Source organism: Mesorhizobium sp. M2D.F.Ca.ET.226.01.1.1 (assembly GCF_004022705.2).
GTDB lineage: Bacteria > Pseudomonadota > Alphaproteobacteria > Rhizobiales > Rhizobiaceae > Mesorhizobium.
In genome coordinates this window covers 144,563-158,695 of sequence record NZ_RZOY02000006.1, presented here as the reverse complement: position 1 = coordinate 158,695, position 14,133 = coordinate 144,563, and the positions used below count along the sequence as shown (strand labels likewise).

Annotated in this window: 13 protein-coding genes; 7 read left to right on the top strand and 6 right to left on the bottom strand. The window is 64.0% G+C overall.

Annotation, left to right across the window (positions count from 1 at the left end):
• The first annotated feature begins 67 nt into the window (after positions 1–67).
• Together EN869_RS15835 and EN869_RS15830 are read left to right on the top strand one after the other, a co-directional pair.
• Complete coding sequence (locus EN869_RS15835) at positions 68–856, top strand: ATP-binding cassette domain-containing protein (RefSeq protein WP_127228896.1); 789 nt, start codon at positions 68–70, stop codon at positions 854–856.
• Complete coding sequence (locus EN869_RS15830) at positions 856–1,902, top strand: ABC transporter permease (protein WP_127228895.1); 1,047 nt, start codon at positions 856–858, stop codon at positions 1,900–1,902. Before EN869_RS15835 ends, EN869_RS15830 begins: the two co-directional genes overlap by 1 nt.
• Positions 1,903–1,908: 6 nt before the next feature.
• Here the strand turns inward: EN869_RS15830 and EN869_RS15825 are convergent, their stop codons facing one another.
• Positions 1,909–4,512 carry a UvrD-helicase domain-containing protein gene (locus EN869_RS15825; RefSeq protein ID WP_127228894.1) on the bottom strand — a complete coding sequence of 868 codons (2,604 nt, stop codon included), beginning with the start codon at positions 4,510–4,512 and terminating at the stop codon, positions 1,909–1,911.
• 205 nt (positions 4,513–4,717) lie between these two features.
• Here EN869_RS15825 and EN869_RS15820 point away from each other — a divergent pair, with 205 nt between their 5' ends.
• A complete protein-coding gene (locus EN869_RS15820; protein WP_127228893.1) occupies positions 4,718–7,033 on the top strand; it encodes a glucose/quinate/shikimate family membrane-bound PQQ-dependent dehydrogenase in 2,316 nt (771 codons plus the stop codon).
• Between the two features lie 16 nt (positions 7,034–7,049).
• Here EN869_RS15820 and EN869_RS15815 read toward each other — a convergent pair whose 3' ends face one another.
• Entirely contained in the window at positions 7,050–7,487 is a 438-nt protein-coding gene (locus tag EN869_RS15815; protein WP_127228892.1) for a hypothetical protein, read from the bottom strand.
• A gap of 213 nt (positions 7,488–7,700) precedes the next feature.
• Between EN869_RS15815 and EN869_RS15810 the strand changes: the two genes are divergently transcribed.
• Positions 7,701–8,588, top strand: a complete 888-nt coding sequence (locus tag EN869_RS15810; protein ID WP_127228891.1) for a dienelactone hydrolase family protein — start codon at positions 7,701–7,703, stop codon at positions 8,586–8,588.
• 10 nt (positions 8,589–8,598) lie between these two features.
• Here the strand turns inward: EN869_RS15810 and EN869_RS15805 are convergent, their stop codons facing one another.
• Positions 8,599–9,525, bottom strand: coding sequence for a DMT family transporter (locus EN869_RS15805; RefSeq protein WP_127228890.1), 927 nt, complete (start codon positions 9,523–9,525; stop codon positions 8,599–8,601).
• Between the two features lie 88 nt (positions 9,526–9,613).
• On the opposite strand from EN869_RS15805, the gene EN869_RS15800 reads away from it, so the two are divergent.
• A complete protein-coding gene (locus tag EN869_RS15800; protein ID WP_127228889.1) occupies positions 9,614–10,090 on the top strand; it encodes an Lrp/AsnC family transcriptional regulator in 477 nt (158 codons plus the stop codon).
• Positions 10,091–10,093: 3 nt separating this feature from the next.
• Here EN869_RS15800 and EN869_RS15795 read toward each other — a convergent pair whose 3' ends face one another.
• Together EN869_RS15795 and EN869_RS15790 are read right to left on the bottom strand one after the other, a co-directional pair.
• Complete coding sequence (locus EN869_RS15795) at positions 10,094–10,291, bottom strand: hypothetical protein (RefSeq protein WP_127228888.1); 198 nt, start codon at positions 10,289–10,291, stop codon at positions 10,094–10,096.
• Positions 10,292–10,436: 145 nt separating this feature from the next.
• The gene (locus EN869_RS15790; protein WP_127228887.1) at positions 10,437–10,922 is read right to left on the bottom strand and encodes a thioesterase family protein; all 486 of its coding nucleotides are present in this window, start codon (positions 10,920–10,922) and stop codon (positions 10,437–10,439) included.
• Between the two features lie 165 nt (positions 10,923–11,087).
• Between EN869_RS15790 and EN869_RS15785 the strand changes: the two genes are divergently transcribed.
• Both EN869_RS15785 and EN869_RS15780 read left to right on the top strand, forming a co-directional pair.
• Complete coding sequence (locus EN869_RS15785; RefSeq protein ID WP_127228886.1) at positions 11,088–12,506, top strand: FAD-linked oxidase C-terminal domain-containing protein; 1,419 nt, start codon at positions 11,088–11,090, stop codon at positions 12,504–12,506.
• 2 nt (positions 12,507–12,508) lie between these two features.
• Positions 12,509–13,006, top strand: a complete 498-nt coding sequence (locus EN869_RS15780; RefSeq protein WP_127228885.1) for a hypothetical protein — start codon at positions 12,509–12,511, stop codon at positions 13,004–13,006.
• 29 nt (positions 13,007–13,035) lie between these two features.
• Here EN869_RS15780 and EN869_RS15775 read toward each other — a convergent pair whose 3' ends face one another.
• A complete protein-coding gene (locus tag EN869_RS15775) occupies positions 13,036–14,004 on the bottom strand; it encodes a Dyp-type peroxidase (RefSeq protein WP_127228884.1) in 969 nt (322 codons plus the stop codon).
• Positions 14,005–14,133: the final 129 nt, after the last annotated feature.

Below are 14,133 nucleotides of genomic sequence, written 5' to 3'. Positions count from 1 at the left end.
CTTGACCCGGCCGGCGGGACCGCCGGCAGACGAGGCCGGCAGAACAAGCAATTCAAGCGAGGATCGCATGGGCGAACGCATCATCGAACTGCGCGACATCAAGAAATCCTACGGCCAGGTCTATGCGCTGGGCGGCGTCAACCTCAGCGTCGATCGTGGCGAGGTGGTCGGCCTGATCGGCGACAACGGCGCCGGCAAGTCGACGCTGATCAAGATCCTGTCCGGCGTGGTCAAACCGACCAGCGGCGAGATCCTCGTACGCGACAACCCGGTCGCCGGATGGAGCGCGGCGCGCTCGCGCGACGCCGGCATCGAGACGGTGTTCCAGGACCGGGCATTGGCCGTGCAGCAGACCATCGTGCGCAACATCTTCATGGGCCGCGAGCTAACCGGCTTCATGGGCTGGCTGAAGGTCAACAAGGAGATCGCGGAGGCGAGCCGGCTGATGCGCGAGATCGGCTTCACCTCGAAAGTGTTCACGCCGCATTCGATCGTCGGCCAGCTCTCGGGCGGCGAGCGCCAGGGCGTAGCGATCGCGCGCGCCATCTATAAGCAGGCGGAACTGATCATCCTCGACGAGCCGACGACCGCGCTGTCGCTGACCGAGACGGCAAAAGTGTTCCATTTCGTGCGCCAGGTGCGGGCGAGCGGCCGCTCGATCCTGTTCATCGGCCACAACATCCACCACGTCTTCGACATCGCCGACCGTTTCGTCGTGCTCGACCGCGGCAAGGTGGCGCTGACGGCCGACCGTAGCGAGGTGAAGTCTGCCGAGGACCTGATCAACTTCATGGAAGATGTGGCGCATCCCGGCGGCTTGCCGGGGTTGCACGAGGGCGCGGAGCAGAGAGCGTGATGAGCAAGGCTATGGAACCCGACCTGCAAACTCCCCTCGGAAGAACAAGCGGCCCGGCTGCCAAGGAATGGAGCCATCCGTCCAACCACTGGCTGCGCGGCTTCGTCCTCGACAACCGCGCGTCACTGGGCACGCTTGCCGTGTTCATCGTTATGATGGCGGTGTTCATCATCGCCAACCCGACCGTCTTCACGACCTGGTATCTCTACAGCTCGGTACTAACGACGCTTCCCGTTGCGCTTTTCGTGGTGGTGCCGCTTGTCTTCGTCGTCACCTGCGACGAGATCGACCTGTCTTTCCCGGCAACGATGGGTTTTGCGTCCTGGGTCTTCGCGCTGGTGGTGCAGGCCGGCTACGATCCGTTCCTCGGCATCGCGGCGGCGCTGGTCACCGGCACGCTGCTCGGTTTCCTGGTCGGGTCGCTGGTCGTCTATGGCGGGCTGTCGTCGCTGATCGCCACGCTCGGCATGAACTTCCTGTTGCGCGGCCTGATCCAGATCATCAACGAGGGCAAGTCGACGGCGCTGACCAATCTGGCCGACAGCGCGGCCTACAAGATCTTCTCCAGCCAGATCTGGGGTATTCCGGTGCAGATCTTCTGGGCGATCGCCTTCGTCGTGTTCTCGGCGCTGCTCTACAACCGGCACCGCTTCGGCGCGCAGGTGAGGGTGGTCGGCGACAATCCGGACAGCGCCAAGCAGATGGGCATCGACGTCAAGCTGGTGAAGGTGAAAGTGTTCGTCTTCACCGGCATCGGGGCGGCGATCGCCGGCACGTTCTCGGTGATGATCAACTTCACCTGGTGGCCGACGGCGGGCGACGGCTATCTGCTGCCGGTTTTGGCGTCGGTGTTCGTCGGCGGCACGCCGACCTGGGGCGGCATCGGCACCGTCGTCGGTGGGGCGATCGGCGCGGTCACGGTGTCGTTCATCCAGACCGGCGTGGTGGCTGCGGGCCTGAGCGGCTTCTACGTGCAGTTCTTCAACGGGCTGATCATCATCCTGTCGCTGCTCGGCCATAAGTGGAACCAGGCGAGGTACAGGTGAGGGGGCTCACACCGGCGCGACAAACCCATCCAGCACGCGCTTTTGCCCGGCCTTGTCGAAGTCGATGGTGAGCTTGTTGCCTTCGATCGCCGCGATGTTGCCGTTGCCGAATTTCTGGTGGAAGACGCGGTCGCCGACGTTGAAGGCGGACGGCGTGTCGGCGACGGATTTGGCGACCAACTCGCCCTCGATGGTGCGGCCCTTCACCGAGGTCCGGCCGGCGCCGTAACCGCTATCGGTTTCGCCATAGCCGATGCGCTCGACCTGGTGGCCGGAGCGGGTGCCCCAGTTGCGGTCGGTCGCCTCGGTGCGGTTCGCCTGCGCGCGCTGCCAGCCGGGCGTGGCATAGGTGTTGGAGAAGCTGCCCTGATCCTTGGCGCCGACATTGTCGAAACGCGAGGCGCCGTAGGGGTTCTGCCGGCCGCCGCCACCGCGGCCCGAGGCGAAGGCGCGGCCGCCATAGGGATTGCCGTAGCCGCCGTAGGAATTACCGCCCTCGGCGATGTCGATATGGGTTTCCGGCAGCTCGTCGACGAAACGCGACGGAATGGTCGATTGCCATAGGCCGTGGATCTGGCGGTTGGAGACGAACCAGATGTGCAGGTTCTTCTTCGCGCGCGTCAGGCCGACATAGGCGAGGCGGCGCTCCTCCTCGAGGCCGGAGCGGCCGCCTTCGTCCAGCGCGCGCTGGTGCGGGAACAGGCCTTCCTCCCAGCCGGGGAGGAAGACGGTCTCGAATTCGAGGCCCTTGGCCGAATGCAGCGTCATGATCGAGACCGCGTCCTGCTCGGCATTCTGCTCGGCATCCATGACGAGCGCCACATGTTCGAGGAAGGAGCGGAGCGACTCATACTCCTCCATCGAGCGGACCAACTCTTTCAGGTTCTCCAGCCGCCCGGGCGCTTCCGCCGAACGGTCGTTCTTCCACATGTCGGTATAGCCGCTCTCTTCGAGAATGGTCTCGGCGAGCTCGGTGTGCGGTGTCGTCTCCAGCGCCTTCTGCCAGCGCTCGAAATTTGCGGCGACCTCACGCAATGCCGCGCGCGGTTTCGGCTTCAGCTCGTCGCTTTCGGCAAGCGTCGCAGCCGCCTCCAGCATCGGGATGCGCATGGCGCGCGCTGTGTCGTGGATCTGGCGGATGGTGGCTTCGCCCAGGCCGCGCTTCGGCACGTTGACGATGCGCTCGAAGGCGAGGTCGTCGCCGCCGTTGGCGACGACGCGGAAGAAGGCCAGCGCGTCGCGGATTTCGAGGCGCTCATAAAAGCGCGGGCCACCGATGACGCGGTAGTTCAAGCCGAGCGTGATGAAGCGGTCTTCGAAGGCGCGCATCTGGAAGGAGGCACGCACAAGGATCGCCATGTCGTTGAGATTGTGCTTTTGCCGCTGATACGCCTCGATGGCGTCGCCGACGGCTCTGGCCTCTTCTTCCGAGTCCCAGGCGGCATGGACATGCACCTTGTCGTCCTCGGGATCGTCGCGGTCGGTGAACAGCGTCTTGCCGAAGCGGCCCTCATTGTGGGCGATGAGGTGCGAAGCGGCGCCGAGGATATGCGCGGTGGAGCGATAGTTGCGCTCCAGCCGAATGATGGTGGCGCCCGGAAAATCCTTGTCGAAACGCAGGATGTTGTCGACCTCGGCGCCGCGCCAGCCATAGATGGACTGGTCGTCGTCGCCAACGCAGCAGATGTTAACGGGGGATTTGCCGCGCGAGGCCCCCCCCTCTGTCCTGCCGGACATCTCCCCCTCAAGGGGGGAGATCGGCTTGCCTTCCGGCCGCTGGGCGAGGAGCCGCAGCCACATATACTGCGCAGTGTTGGTGTCCTGATACTCGTCGACCAGTATGTATTTGAACTTGCGGTGATAGTCCTTCAGCACGTCCGGATAGGCGCGGAAGATGTGGATCGGGTGGTAGAGCAGGTCGCCGAAGTCGCAGGAGTTCAGCGTCTGCAGCCGCTCCTGATAGGCCTTGTAGAGCTGACGGCCCTTGCCGTTGCCGAAGCTGCGCGCATCGCCTTCGGCAATCTCGTCGGGGCCGAGGCCCTTGTTCTTCCAGTTGTCGAGCATCTGGGCGAAGGTCTTGGCCGGCCAGCGCTTGTCGTCCAGGCCCTCGGCCTGGATCAATTGCTTGATCAGCCGCACCACGTCGTCGGTGTCGAGGATGGTGAAATCTGGCTTCAATCCGGCCAGCTCGGCGTGGCGGCGCAGCAGTTTCACGCCGATCGAATGGAAGGTGCCGAGCCAAGGCATGCCCTCGACATTGCCTTCGCCGATCAAATGGCCGATGCGCTGCTTCATCTCGCGCGCGGCCTTGTTGGTGAAGGTGACGGCCAGAATCTGCGACGGGAAAGCCCTGCCGGTGGCAAGGATGTGAGCGATGCGGGTGGTGAGCACGCGCGTCTTGCCGGTGCCGGCGCCGGCCAGCACCAGGACCGGGCCTTCGGTCGTTTCGACAGCGAGCCGCTGTTCCGGGTTCAGACCCTTCAGGTAATCGGGCGCGCTGTTCTGGCCGCTGCGCGCCGCCATGGCGCGCGCGGCTATGCCGGACGGGGCCGCCGCGGGCCGCGCATTCGGTTCATCGAAAAAAGGCATGTCTTCGGAAAAGCCCGACATCGCCCCCGAATGTAGTGATTCGGCAGCGAAAGGCCAGAACTTGTCTACGTTTTGTTCTAGTTTCGCGTGTCCCGGACCAACTTGACAGCCGGAGCGGGCAAGGGAAAGCTGGCGGCAGGACAGGGACGGCACGCCGTCGCCTGGAAGTCGCTTCAGGCTTTTCCTGGAATTGCTTGAAGCGGGCAACAGTCGAAGGAGCACCGTCTTGGCTGTCACCATCACCTCCCTCGTCCTGTTCCTCATCGGGCTCGTTCTCGGCGGCGGCGGCATCTGGCTCGCCGTGCTGGGCGGCAGCTGGTACTACGTCATCGCCGGCCTGGTTTTCCTGATCACCGGCTGGCTGCTTCTCATGCGCAGGTCGACCTCGCTCTGGTTCTACGCGCTGTTCGTGCTTGCCACGCTCTGCTGGGCGGTCTGGGAAATCGGCTTCGACTGGTGGCAGCTTGGTCCGCGTGGCGGCGTCATCGTGCTCATCGCGCTGTGGCTGCTGACGCCATGGGCAAGGCGCGGCCTGCGTGGGCCGGACGCGCGCGCGCCGCTGATCCTGGCCGTGCTCGCTTCGCTCGCGGTCGCCGGGTATTCGATGACCGCCGATCCCAAGGACATCGGTGGCACACTGGGCACCGATAAGGTGACGACGGCGGCCAATCTCGGCGGCGACATGCCGGCCGGCGAGTGGCATTTCTACGGCCGCACGCCGTTCGGCCAGCGCTATTCGCCGCTCGACCAGATCACACCCGACAATGTCGCCAAGTTGCAGCCGGCCTGGACCTACCGCACCGGTGACGTCAAAGGCCCCGACGACATCGGCGAAACAACCTATCAAGTGACGCCGCTCAAGATCGGCGATGCGCTGTTCATCTGCACGCCGCATAATTTCGCCATCGCCATCGATGCCGCGACTGGCAAGGAGAAATGGCGCTACGATCCGAAGATCAAGCTCGATCCCAACCGCCAGCACCAGACCTGCCGCGGCGTGTCCTATTATGCCGACGCCAAGATCGCCGCCGGCCAGCCTTGCGCCCAGCGAGTCTACCTGCCGACCTCCGATGCCAGGCTGATCGCGCTCGATGCCGCGAACGGGCAAGTCTGCCCGTCTTTCGCCGAGGGCGGTACGCTGAACCTGATGGCCAACATGCCTTACCCGAAGTCGGGCTATTACTATTCGACCTCGGCGCCACTGATCGTCGGCGGCAAGATCATCGTCGGCGGCGCGGTCAATGACAATTATTCGACCGAAGAGCCGTCGGGCGTCATCCGCGCCTTCGAGGTCGATAGCGGCGCGCTGTTGTGGAACTGGGATTCGGGCAATCCGGACGTGACGACGCCACTGCCCGCCGGGCAGACCTACACGCACAACTCCCCCAACATGTGGTCGACCGCAAGCGCCGACGAGAAGCTCGGGCTGCTCTATCTGCCGCTTGGCAACCAGACGCCGGACCAGCTCGGCATGGGCCGCAGCGCCAATGTCGAGAAATTCTCCTCATCGATCACCGCGCTCGACCTCAACACCGGCCAGCTGCGCTGGGTGCGGCAGACCGTGCATCACGATCTGTGGGACATGGACGTGCCGGCGCAGCCGACACTGGTCGACATCACAACGCAGGGCGGCGTCGTGCCGGCGCTGGTCGGGCCGACCAAGCAAGGCGATCTCTATGTGCTCGACCGGCGCACGGGCGAGCCGATCATCCCGGTGAAGGAAGTGGCAGCACCCGGCGGCGCGATCGAGGGCGATCATGCCTCGCCGACGCAGCCTGCCTCCGACCTTTCCTTCAATCCGAAGCCGCTGACCGGCGCCGACATGTGGGGCATCACCATCTTCGACCAGCTGGCCTGCCGGATCGAGCTGAAGAAATTGCGCTATGAGGGTCGTTACACGCCGCCCTCGCTGCAGGGCTCGCTGATCTATCCCGGCAATTTCGGCGTCTTCAACTGGGGTGGTGTCGCGGTCGACCCGGTGCGGCAGGTGATGTTCGGCATGCCGACCTATCTCGCCTTCACCTCGAAGCTCATTCCGCGCGCGGACGTGCCGCCGCCGGGCGACAACACCAAGGGCAGCGAGCAGGGGCTGAACCGCAACGAGGGCGCGCCTTATGCGGTGGCGATGGGGCCGTTCCTGTCGCCGCTCGGCATTCCTTGCCAGGCGCCGCCCTGGGGCTATGTCGCCGGCGTCGACCTCAAGACCGGAAACATCGCCTACAAGCACCGCAACGGTACTGTGTACGACATGACGCCACTGCCCTTGCCGCTCAAGGTCGGTGTTCCAGGCATCGGCGGGCCGATGATCACGGGGGGCGGCGTCGCTTTCCTGGGCGCCGCTGTCGACGACTATCTGCGCGCCTATGACCTCGCCACAGGCAGGCAGCTCTGGCAGGCGAGGCTGCCGGCCGGCGGACAGTCGACACCGATGACCTATACGGTGGCCGATGGCCGCCAGTTCGTCGTCATCGTCGCCGGCGGCCACGGCTCGGTCGGCACCAAGCCGGGCGACTATGTGATGGCCTATGCTTTGCCGAAGTGAGGGAAGGCGTCGGGCTTCAAAGCCCAAGATGGCCTTTCAGGCTCGGCACCTGGTCCAGCACCTGGTTCGTAAGATCCGGGCCGGCGGCTGCTTCGGCCTGTTTGATCAAGGTCTCCCCGGCCTGCCGGATTTGCGCCATGTCGAGACCGGACGCCTTGAGGGCTGCAATGCCGTTGATCAGGGCCCCGGCCTTTTCGCCGAGCACTCCGCCAAGCGCGCCCTGCAGCGACGACAACAGGCCGCCGCCCGAACCGGCCGCCGCGCCGGCGGCCATGACGTCATATTTCTGCGCCAGGGCGTCGGCGCCGGGGATCTGGGCAAAGAAGGACGAAACGCTGGTCCCTTCAGCCTCATGCTCGAGCACGGAAAAGATGGTGCCGACGACCTTCTCGGTAGTGGGTTCGTCAAGTCCCGCCTTTTGCGAGACGGTGTTGACGATGTCCTGTACATTCATGGCGTTCCCCTTTCGTCGATCGGATCGAAGCTGCGCCAGCAGCTTTCCTTCCTAATGTGACAGCATCATCAAGGCTTTCGGAAATGACCAAAATGTGATGGGCGAGCCGCGGCTCTCTTGATCGTCATCCGGACGTGACTGGACCGCTTGAATCCCGACCCTATCTTGCGGATCACCCCAGCCAATCGTTGCCAACTGTCGTCGAGGAAAGCCATGACCGAGCCCGTTGCCAAGCCCGTCATCACGCGGGCGATGATCGATGCCTATGACGAGTATACGCATCTGACGCTCGACCGGCGCCGCTTCATGGAGCAACTGACGAAGCTGGCGGGCTCGGGCGCCGCGGCGACCGCGATCGCGCCGATGCTGGCGGCGAATTCCATCCAGGCGGCGATCGTCGCCGAAGACGACTCCCGCGTGAAGGGCGAGGACATCACCTATCCCGGCTCAAGCGGTGAGATGAAGGGCTATCTGGTCAAGCCCGCCGGTCAGTCCGGCAAGCTCGGCACCGTCATCGTCATCCACGAAAACAGAGGTCTCAACCCGCACATCCGCGATGTCGCCCGACGCGTAGCGCTGGAGGGATTCGTGGCGCTCGCGCCCGACTTCCTGTCGCCGCTTGGCGGCACGCCGTCCGACGAGGACAAGGCGCGCGACATGTTCACCAAGCTCGACGCTGCCCAGGTCGCGGCCGACGGCGTGGCGACGGTCGCCTATCTCAAGGGCCTCAAGGACGGTAACGGCAAGGTCGGTGCGGTCGGTTTCTGTTGGGGCGGCGGCGCGGTGAACCAGCTTGCCGTCCATGCGCCCGATCTCAGCGCCGGCGTCGCCTATTACGGTATGCAGCCCAAGGCGGAGGATGCTGCGAAGATCAAGGCGCCGCTGCTCCTTCACTATGCCGGTTTGGACGAGCGCACCAATGCCGGCATCGATGCCTACAAGAAGGCGCTTGATGCAGCCCATGTTGAATACAAGGTCTATGTCTATGAGGGCGCCAACCACGCCTTCAACAACGACACTTCGGCCGCGCGCTATGACAAGAAGGCGGCCGACCTTGCCTGGGGCAGGACAGTGGCGTTTCTCAAAGAGAAGCTCGCCTAGTCGAACAAATTCATGTATTTGCCGCCGGCTTGTGCATGGCAACGCCGGCGATCACCAGAGCGACGCCGAGGCAATCCGTGACGACCGGCACCTGGCGCAGCACGACGACGCCGATGAGCGTCGCCGTGAGCGGCAGGAGCGACAGCATCAGCGCGAAGCTCGCGCGCGGCAGTCGCGCCATGGCGAGTTGATCGCAGATGTAAGGGATGACTGAAGAGCAGACGCCGACGCCGATCGCGGCGATCAGCAGTTGCGGCGACGAGAAGGCCGGCAGCGCTTCGCTAAAGCCGATGGGCAAGACGACGAGGAAGGCGATCGCCATGGCGGTGCCGAGACCTGCAATGCCGATGCCGGTCCGGGCGACGCGGTGGCCGATCACGATGTAGCCGACGAACAGCGCGCCGTTCAGAAAGGCCCAGAACAGGCCCACCGGATCGCTCGACCATCTCACGTCGATGAGCAGCAAGGTGCCGGCAACGGCAATGGCCAGCGCCGCGAAATTGCGGCGGCTGCGCAGGCCGACGAGCGCCACCGCGATCGTGCCGACGAATTCAATCGCCGCCACCAATGAGATCGGCAGCCGGTCGAGCGCCAGATAGAACGAGCAGTTCATCACCGCCAGGCAGGCGCCGAAGGCGAGCAGGAGCAGCCGCTGAGCTCGATCGGCGCCGGCGAAAACGCGCCAGGGTTTGGTCAACGGGGCGAAGATGAGAGCGGCGGTGGCGATGCGCAACCAGGCCATGCCGAGCACGCCGACCTGATCGAAGAGCAGCACCGCGAAGGCCGGGCCGAGATAATGGAACACCGCGCTGACGCAGAACCAGGCATGCGGCGGCAGCGCGTCGGCCAGCCCGGCAAGGCCCGCAGGGGCTGGGCGCGCCGTCCCGGTACCACCGGAGGCCTGGTTTGCGGCTGGAATTTGCGTTTGGTTGCTCATACGCGCATTATCGCAGGCGAAATGCGCAAACTATATGCGCGACCATTAGCATAGTGGATCGTTTTCTTTCTGATGGAAGAGAAAAAAGTTGAAAAACCTTCGAAATGAAAATGCCGATCTCGACGCCGTGGATCTGAAGATCCTGAGGCTCCTGGAAAAGGACGCGCGTATCAGCACGGCGGAACTGGCGCGTGCCGTCGGCCTGTCGGCGCCGAGCGTGGCGGAGCGGATCCGCAAATTGCAGGAGAACGGCGTGATCGAGGCCTACACGGTCAGGATCAATCCGGCGGCGCTCGGGCTGAAACTGTCGGCATGGCTCAGAATCAGGCCGGTGCCGGGGCAGCTTTCGGTGGTGGCGGACATCATTCGCGACCTGCCGGAAATCGCCCAATGCGACCGGGTGACCGGCGAGGATTGCTTCATCGCGCTCACGCATGTCGGCTCGGTGGGCGAACTCGAGCGCCTGATCGACCGGATCATTCCCTATGCGATGACCAATACCGCGATCATCCAGTCATCGCCGATCGAGCCGCGCTCGCCGCTCGGCGGGTTCAAGCAGAGGTGATGATCAGCCGTGCCCGCGCCTCATGCGCGCCCGGGTCAGAATCGCGCGCCAGCGGATCATGTCGAACGGAATCGGTTCATTGTTGTTGGCGATGTGGAAGATCTCGTTGTTGACGTTCTTCAGCGATCGCCAGAAATCATAGTCGGTGATGCGTGGATCGGCCGCCAACCGCTCCACTTCGACCTTGATGTCGGTTTTCATGCACTGTCCTCGCACCGCATTCCGCCAGCCGCCCGTGCGCAACCCGGTACGGCGGTTTTCGAACGCGCCCCTGAGTCGTTCAACGGACTCAACTGACTTGTTCACGTTAAAACCTTGGTAAGGTTAACGTGGGCGTTTGCGTGCTTCAAGCGCTCTTGCGTTTGATGCCGATCGAGCGGCCGGCCCGCTCCGGCATCGGCAGCGCGGCATGGGCGGCGTGCATGGCCTCGACCTCGGCCATCACGTCGGCCGGGAAGGGGGCCACTCTCGGCCCCTCCATGTCGACATGCAGCGAGAGCGATTCGGACGTCGCCGCCAGCCAGCCGTCGACATGACGGATTTCCTGGTAGGCGCGCAGGCGCTTCTCGTCGTGATCGATCAGCTGGAACGAGACGTTCACCTTGTGGTCGAGATGCAGCTCCTGCACGTAGCAGACATGGACCTCGGCCGTGTAAATGGTGAGGCGCCGCTCCTTGGCGTAGTTCGGCCCCATGCCCATCAGCTCGAACGCCTGGTCCGAGCAGCGGTCGAACAGGACGTTGTAATAGGCCATGTTGAGATGGCCGTTATAGTCGATCCATTCCTTTTCGATCGCCATTGGGCCGGAAATGATCGGTGCGGGGATCGTCATCTGATTTTCCTTGATCGTCTCTGGACAGTGCGTGGCCGGTGAGGTTCTCGTCGTTCTGGCGCAATTGCGGACGGAAAACTGCTTCACACTTTTCCTGGATTTGCTTTAGGCATCATCCATAGCTGCATTACAAGGGTGGCCACTGGTCCATTCGCGGAGGAATTCATGGCTTTGAGCGACCTCAACCCGGTCGAGCGCAACGAGGAAGGCATCGCCGCGGTGCTCGGCATCCTCAAGCAGCGCTTCGGCGAACGCTTCCAGACCGGCGAGGCGATCCGCGGCCAGCACGCGCATACCACCACCTATATCCCGACCCAGGCGCCGGACGGTGTCGCCTTCGTCGAGACGACCGAAGAAGTGCAGGAGATCGTGCGCGCCTGCGCCGCCTACCGTGTGCCCGTCATCGCCTTCGGCGTCGGCTCCTCGCTCGAAGGCCATACCAACGCGCCGGGCGGCGGCATCTCCATCGACACTTCGCGCATGAACCGCATCCTGTCGGTCAATCCGCAGGACCTCGACTGCACGGTCGAGCCGGGGGTGACGCGCGAGGACCTCAACCGGCACCTGCGTGACACCGGCCTGTTCTTCCCGATCGATCCCGGCGCCAATGCCTCGCTTGGCGGCATGGCGGCGACCAGGGCGTCCGGCACCAACGCCGTGCGGTACGGCACGATGCGCGAAAACGTGCTCTCGCTGACCGCTGTCATGGCCGATGGCGAGACGGTGACGACCGGCAAGCGGGCGAAGAAAAGCTCGGCCGGATACGACCTGACCAGGCTTCTGGTCGGTTCCGAAGGCACGCTCGGCGTCATCACCTCGCTGACGCTGCGGCTGCAGGGCATTCCGCAGGCGATCTCCGGTGGCGTCTGCCCGTTCCCGAGCCTGGAAGCGGCCTGCAACACGGTGATTGCGACCATCCAGATGGGCATTCCGGTGGCGCGCATCGAACTGGTCAACGCGCTGCAGATGCGGGCGATGAAGAATTATTCCAAGCTCGACTATCCGGAGAGCCCGTGCCTGTTCGTCGAGTTCCACGGCAGCGACGCGGGCGTCGCCGAACAGGCCGAGACCTTCGGCATGATCGCCGAGGAGAATGGCGGCGGGCCGTTCCTGTGGACCAGCGTCGCCGAGGAGCGGACGAAGCTGTGGAAGGCTCGGCACGACGCTTACTGGTCATCGCTGACCTTGCGTCCCGGCGCCAAGGGGCTTTCGACCGATGTGTGCGTGCCGATCTCGCGGCTTGCCGAATGCGTCACCGAGACCGAGGCCGACATTGCCGAGATGGGGCTGATAGCACCCATCGTAGGCCATGCCGGCGATGGCAATTTCCACGTGCTGGTGCTGATGGATGTCGACAATCCGGATGAGATCGTGCTTGCCGAAAAATTCGTCGCCAGGCTCAACATGCGCGCGATCGCCATGGAAGGCACTTGCACCGGCGAGCACGGTATCGGCCAGGGCAAGGTCGGCTTCCTGCGCCACGAGCTCGGCCATGGCGTCGATATCATGCGCACGATCAAGCAGGCGCTCGATCCGCTCAACATCATGAACCCCGGCAAGATCTTGCCGGGCCCAGGACACTAGTCATGGCCGCGGCAGAGGCTCTGCTGCCTCTTGACCTGCCGCCATCGTCGGCGGGCGCCCCGTTGCCGCATGTCTTCGCGGATGAAGAGCGGCTGTTGATCGCTTATATCGTCAACGTTCCGGATCCGTCCTTTGACGGCACCAATCCGCGATCGGTTTCAGCAGTTGCCGAGGGGGAGGCCGTCGCGATCCTGACGGTAGCCCCTTATGTCGCGTTGCAATTCGGCCCGCCAAACGACGAGGCGCTCAGCGGGCATCGGCTCTACGCGCTCGGCCTGCAGCCATATTCCGCGTTTGAGGTCCTCAATTCGTCGTGGATTGCTTCTCTGGAAGAAGCGAACCGGGTTCACCCGCGCCATGTGCCGGAGTTGTTTTCCGGTCGCCGGCACTTCATTCTCACGTTCCACGATTCGACCCTGGAATTCATTGCGCGAGATTTCCAGGTAGGCCTGCGAAAAGGCGCGGTGCTGAAGGCCTTGCTCGAAGCAGTGAACTATTGATGGCCTAGCCTAGCCACAGCCCGGCGACGCTATTCCTGAACGCCTTCGACAAGCTTCTGCAGCGTGGGCCGTGTCGGCGCGAAGAAGGTCGTGCCGGTGTGGGGCGTCGAGAAATCGAGCAGCCGGTCGTAGGCGCCGGGCGGCTCGCCGACATACATGCGCTGCAGCATCTTTTCGATCACCCACAGATAGCGCGTGTAGCCAATGAAATAGGTGCCGAACTCGTTCTGCCCAGGGCGGCCGAACGGCATGTTGTCGCGCAAAATGTCGTATTCGTTGCCGGCATCGTCCTCGATCGTCGCCAGCGACTTGTGCGACTTGCGCGGCTTGTCGTCGTCATCGATCTCGATGTTGTCGATCTTGGTGCGGCCGATGATCTCTTCCTGGACATGCGTCGGCGTCTTGCCCCAGGCGGCCATGTCGTGCAGGTATTTTTGCACCACGACATAGCTGCCGCCAGCGAACTCATCGTCCTCGTCGCCGACCAAAGCGGAGGCCGGCAGGTCGAGGCCGGTCGGATTGGCGGTGCCGTCGACGAAGCCCAGAAGATCGCGCGCGTCGAAATAGCGAAAGCCGGATACCTCGTCGACGACGCTCACGCTGTCGCCCAGGCCGTTCAGCAAAATGCGCTCGAACTCGAAGCACATGTCGGGCCGCTCGGCCCGGATGTGGAAGAGCAGATCGCCGGGCGTCGAGGGCGCCGAATGCGCCGCTCCCTCGATCGGCGCGAAGGGTTTCAACTCGCGCGGTCGCCGGTTGGGCGACAGACGGTTCCAGAGCTCGGCGCCGACGCCAGCGATGCAGGACAGCCGGCCTGAAAGATCGCGAAAACCGACATTCTTGACGAGATCGTCCAACTCGCCGAGCACGGATGCGACGGTTGAAAGCGCAACCTTGTCGGCACCGACCGTGACGACGAGGAAAATCGCCGCCGTCGACAGAGGAGCATCGACGCTCTGGGCGTCGATCGGCACCCTGTCCCAGTTCTTGCCTGACATCGGGAATGCTCCGTGCTGAGGTTTAAATTTATTGGCGGCCACGGACGTGACCGCGGGCAGGGATTTGCCAAAACAGATATCGCGACCGCGAGCGGTCGTGCAACAGGCGACATTGCCCGGTAACCACGG

Bases quoted from the DNA above. Each gene is read 5' to 3' on its own strand.
- EN869_RS15830 (WP_127228895.1), top strand. From the start codon at position 856: ATGAGCAAGGCTATGGAACCCGACCTGCAAACTCCCCTCGGAAGAACA.
- EN869_RS15815 (WP_127228892.1), bottom strand. From the start codon at position 7,487: ATGAATGTACAGGACATCGTCAACACCGTCTCGCAAAAGGCGGGACTT.
- EN869_RS15790 (WP_127228887.1), bottom strand. From the start codon at position 10,922: ATGACGATCCCCGCACCGATCATTTCCGGCCCAATGGCGATCGAAAAG.
- EN869_RS15780 (WP_127228885.1), top strand. From the start codon at position 12,509: ATGGCCGCGGCAGAGGCTCTGCTGCCTCTTGACCTGCCGCCATCGTCG.
- EN869_RS15805 (WP_127228890.1), bottom strand. From the start codon at position 9,525: ATGAGCAACCAAACGCAAATTCCAGCCGCAAACCAGGCCTCCGGTGGT.
- EN869_RS15775 (WP_127228884.1), bottom strand. From the start codon at position 14,004: ATGTCAGGCAAGAACTGGGACAGGGTGCCGATCGACGCCCAGAGCGTC.
- EN869_RS15810 (WP_127228891.1), top strand. From the start codon at position 7,701: ATGACCGAGCCCGTTGCCAAGCCCGTCATCACGCGGGCGATGATCGAT.
- EN869_RS15825 (WP_127228894.1), bottom strand. From the start codon at position 4,512: ATGTCGGGCTTTTCCGAAGACATGCCTTTTTTCGATGAACCGAATGCG.
- EN869_RS15785 (WP_127228886.1), top strand. From the start codon at position 11,088: ATGGCTTTGAGCGACCTCAACCCGGTCGAGCGCAACGAGGAAGGCATC.
- EN869_RS15835 (WP_127228896.1), top strand. From the start codon at position 68: ATGGGCGAACGCATCATCGAACTGCGCGACATCAAGAAATCCTACGGC.
- EN869_RS15795 (WP_127228888.1), bottom strand. From the start codon at position 10,291: ATGAAAACCGACATCAAGGTCGAAGTGGAGCGGTTGGCGGCCGATCCA.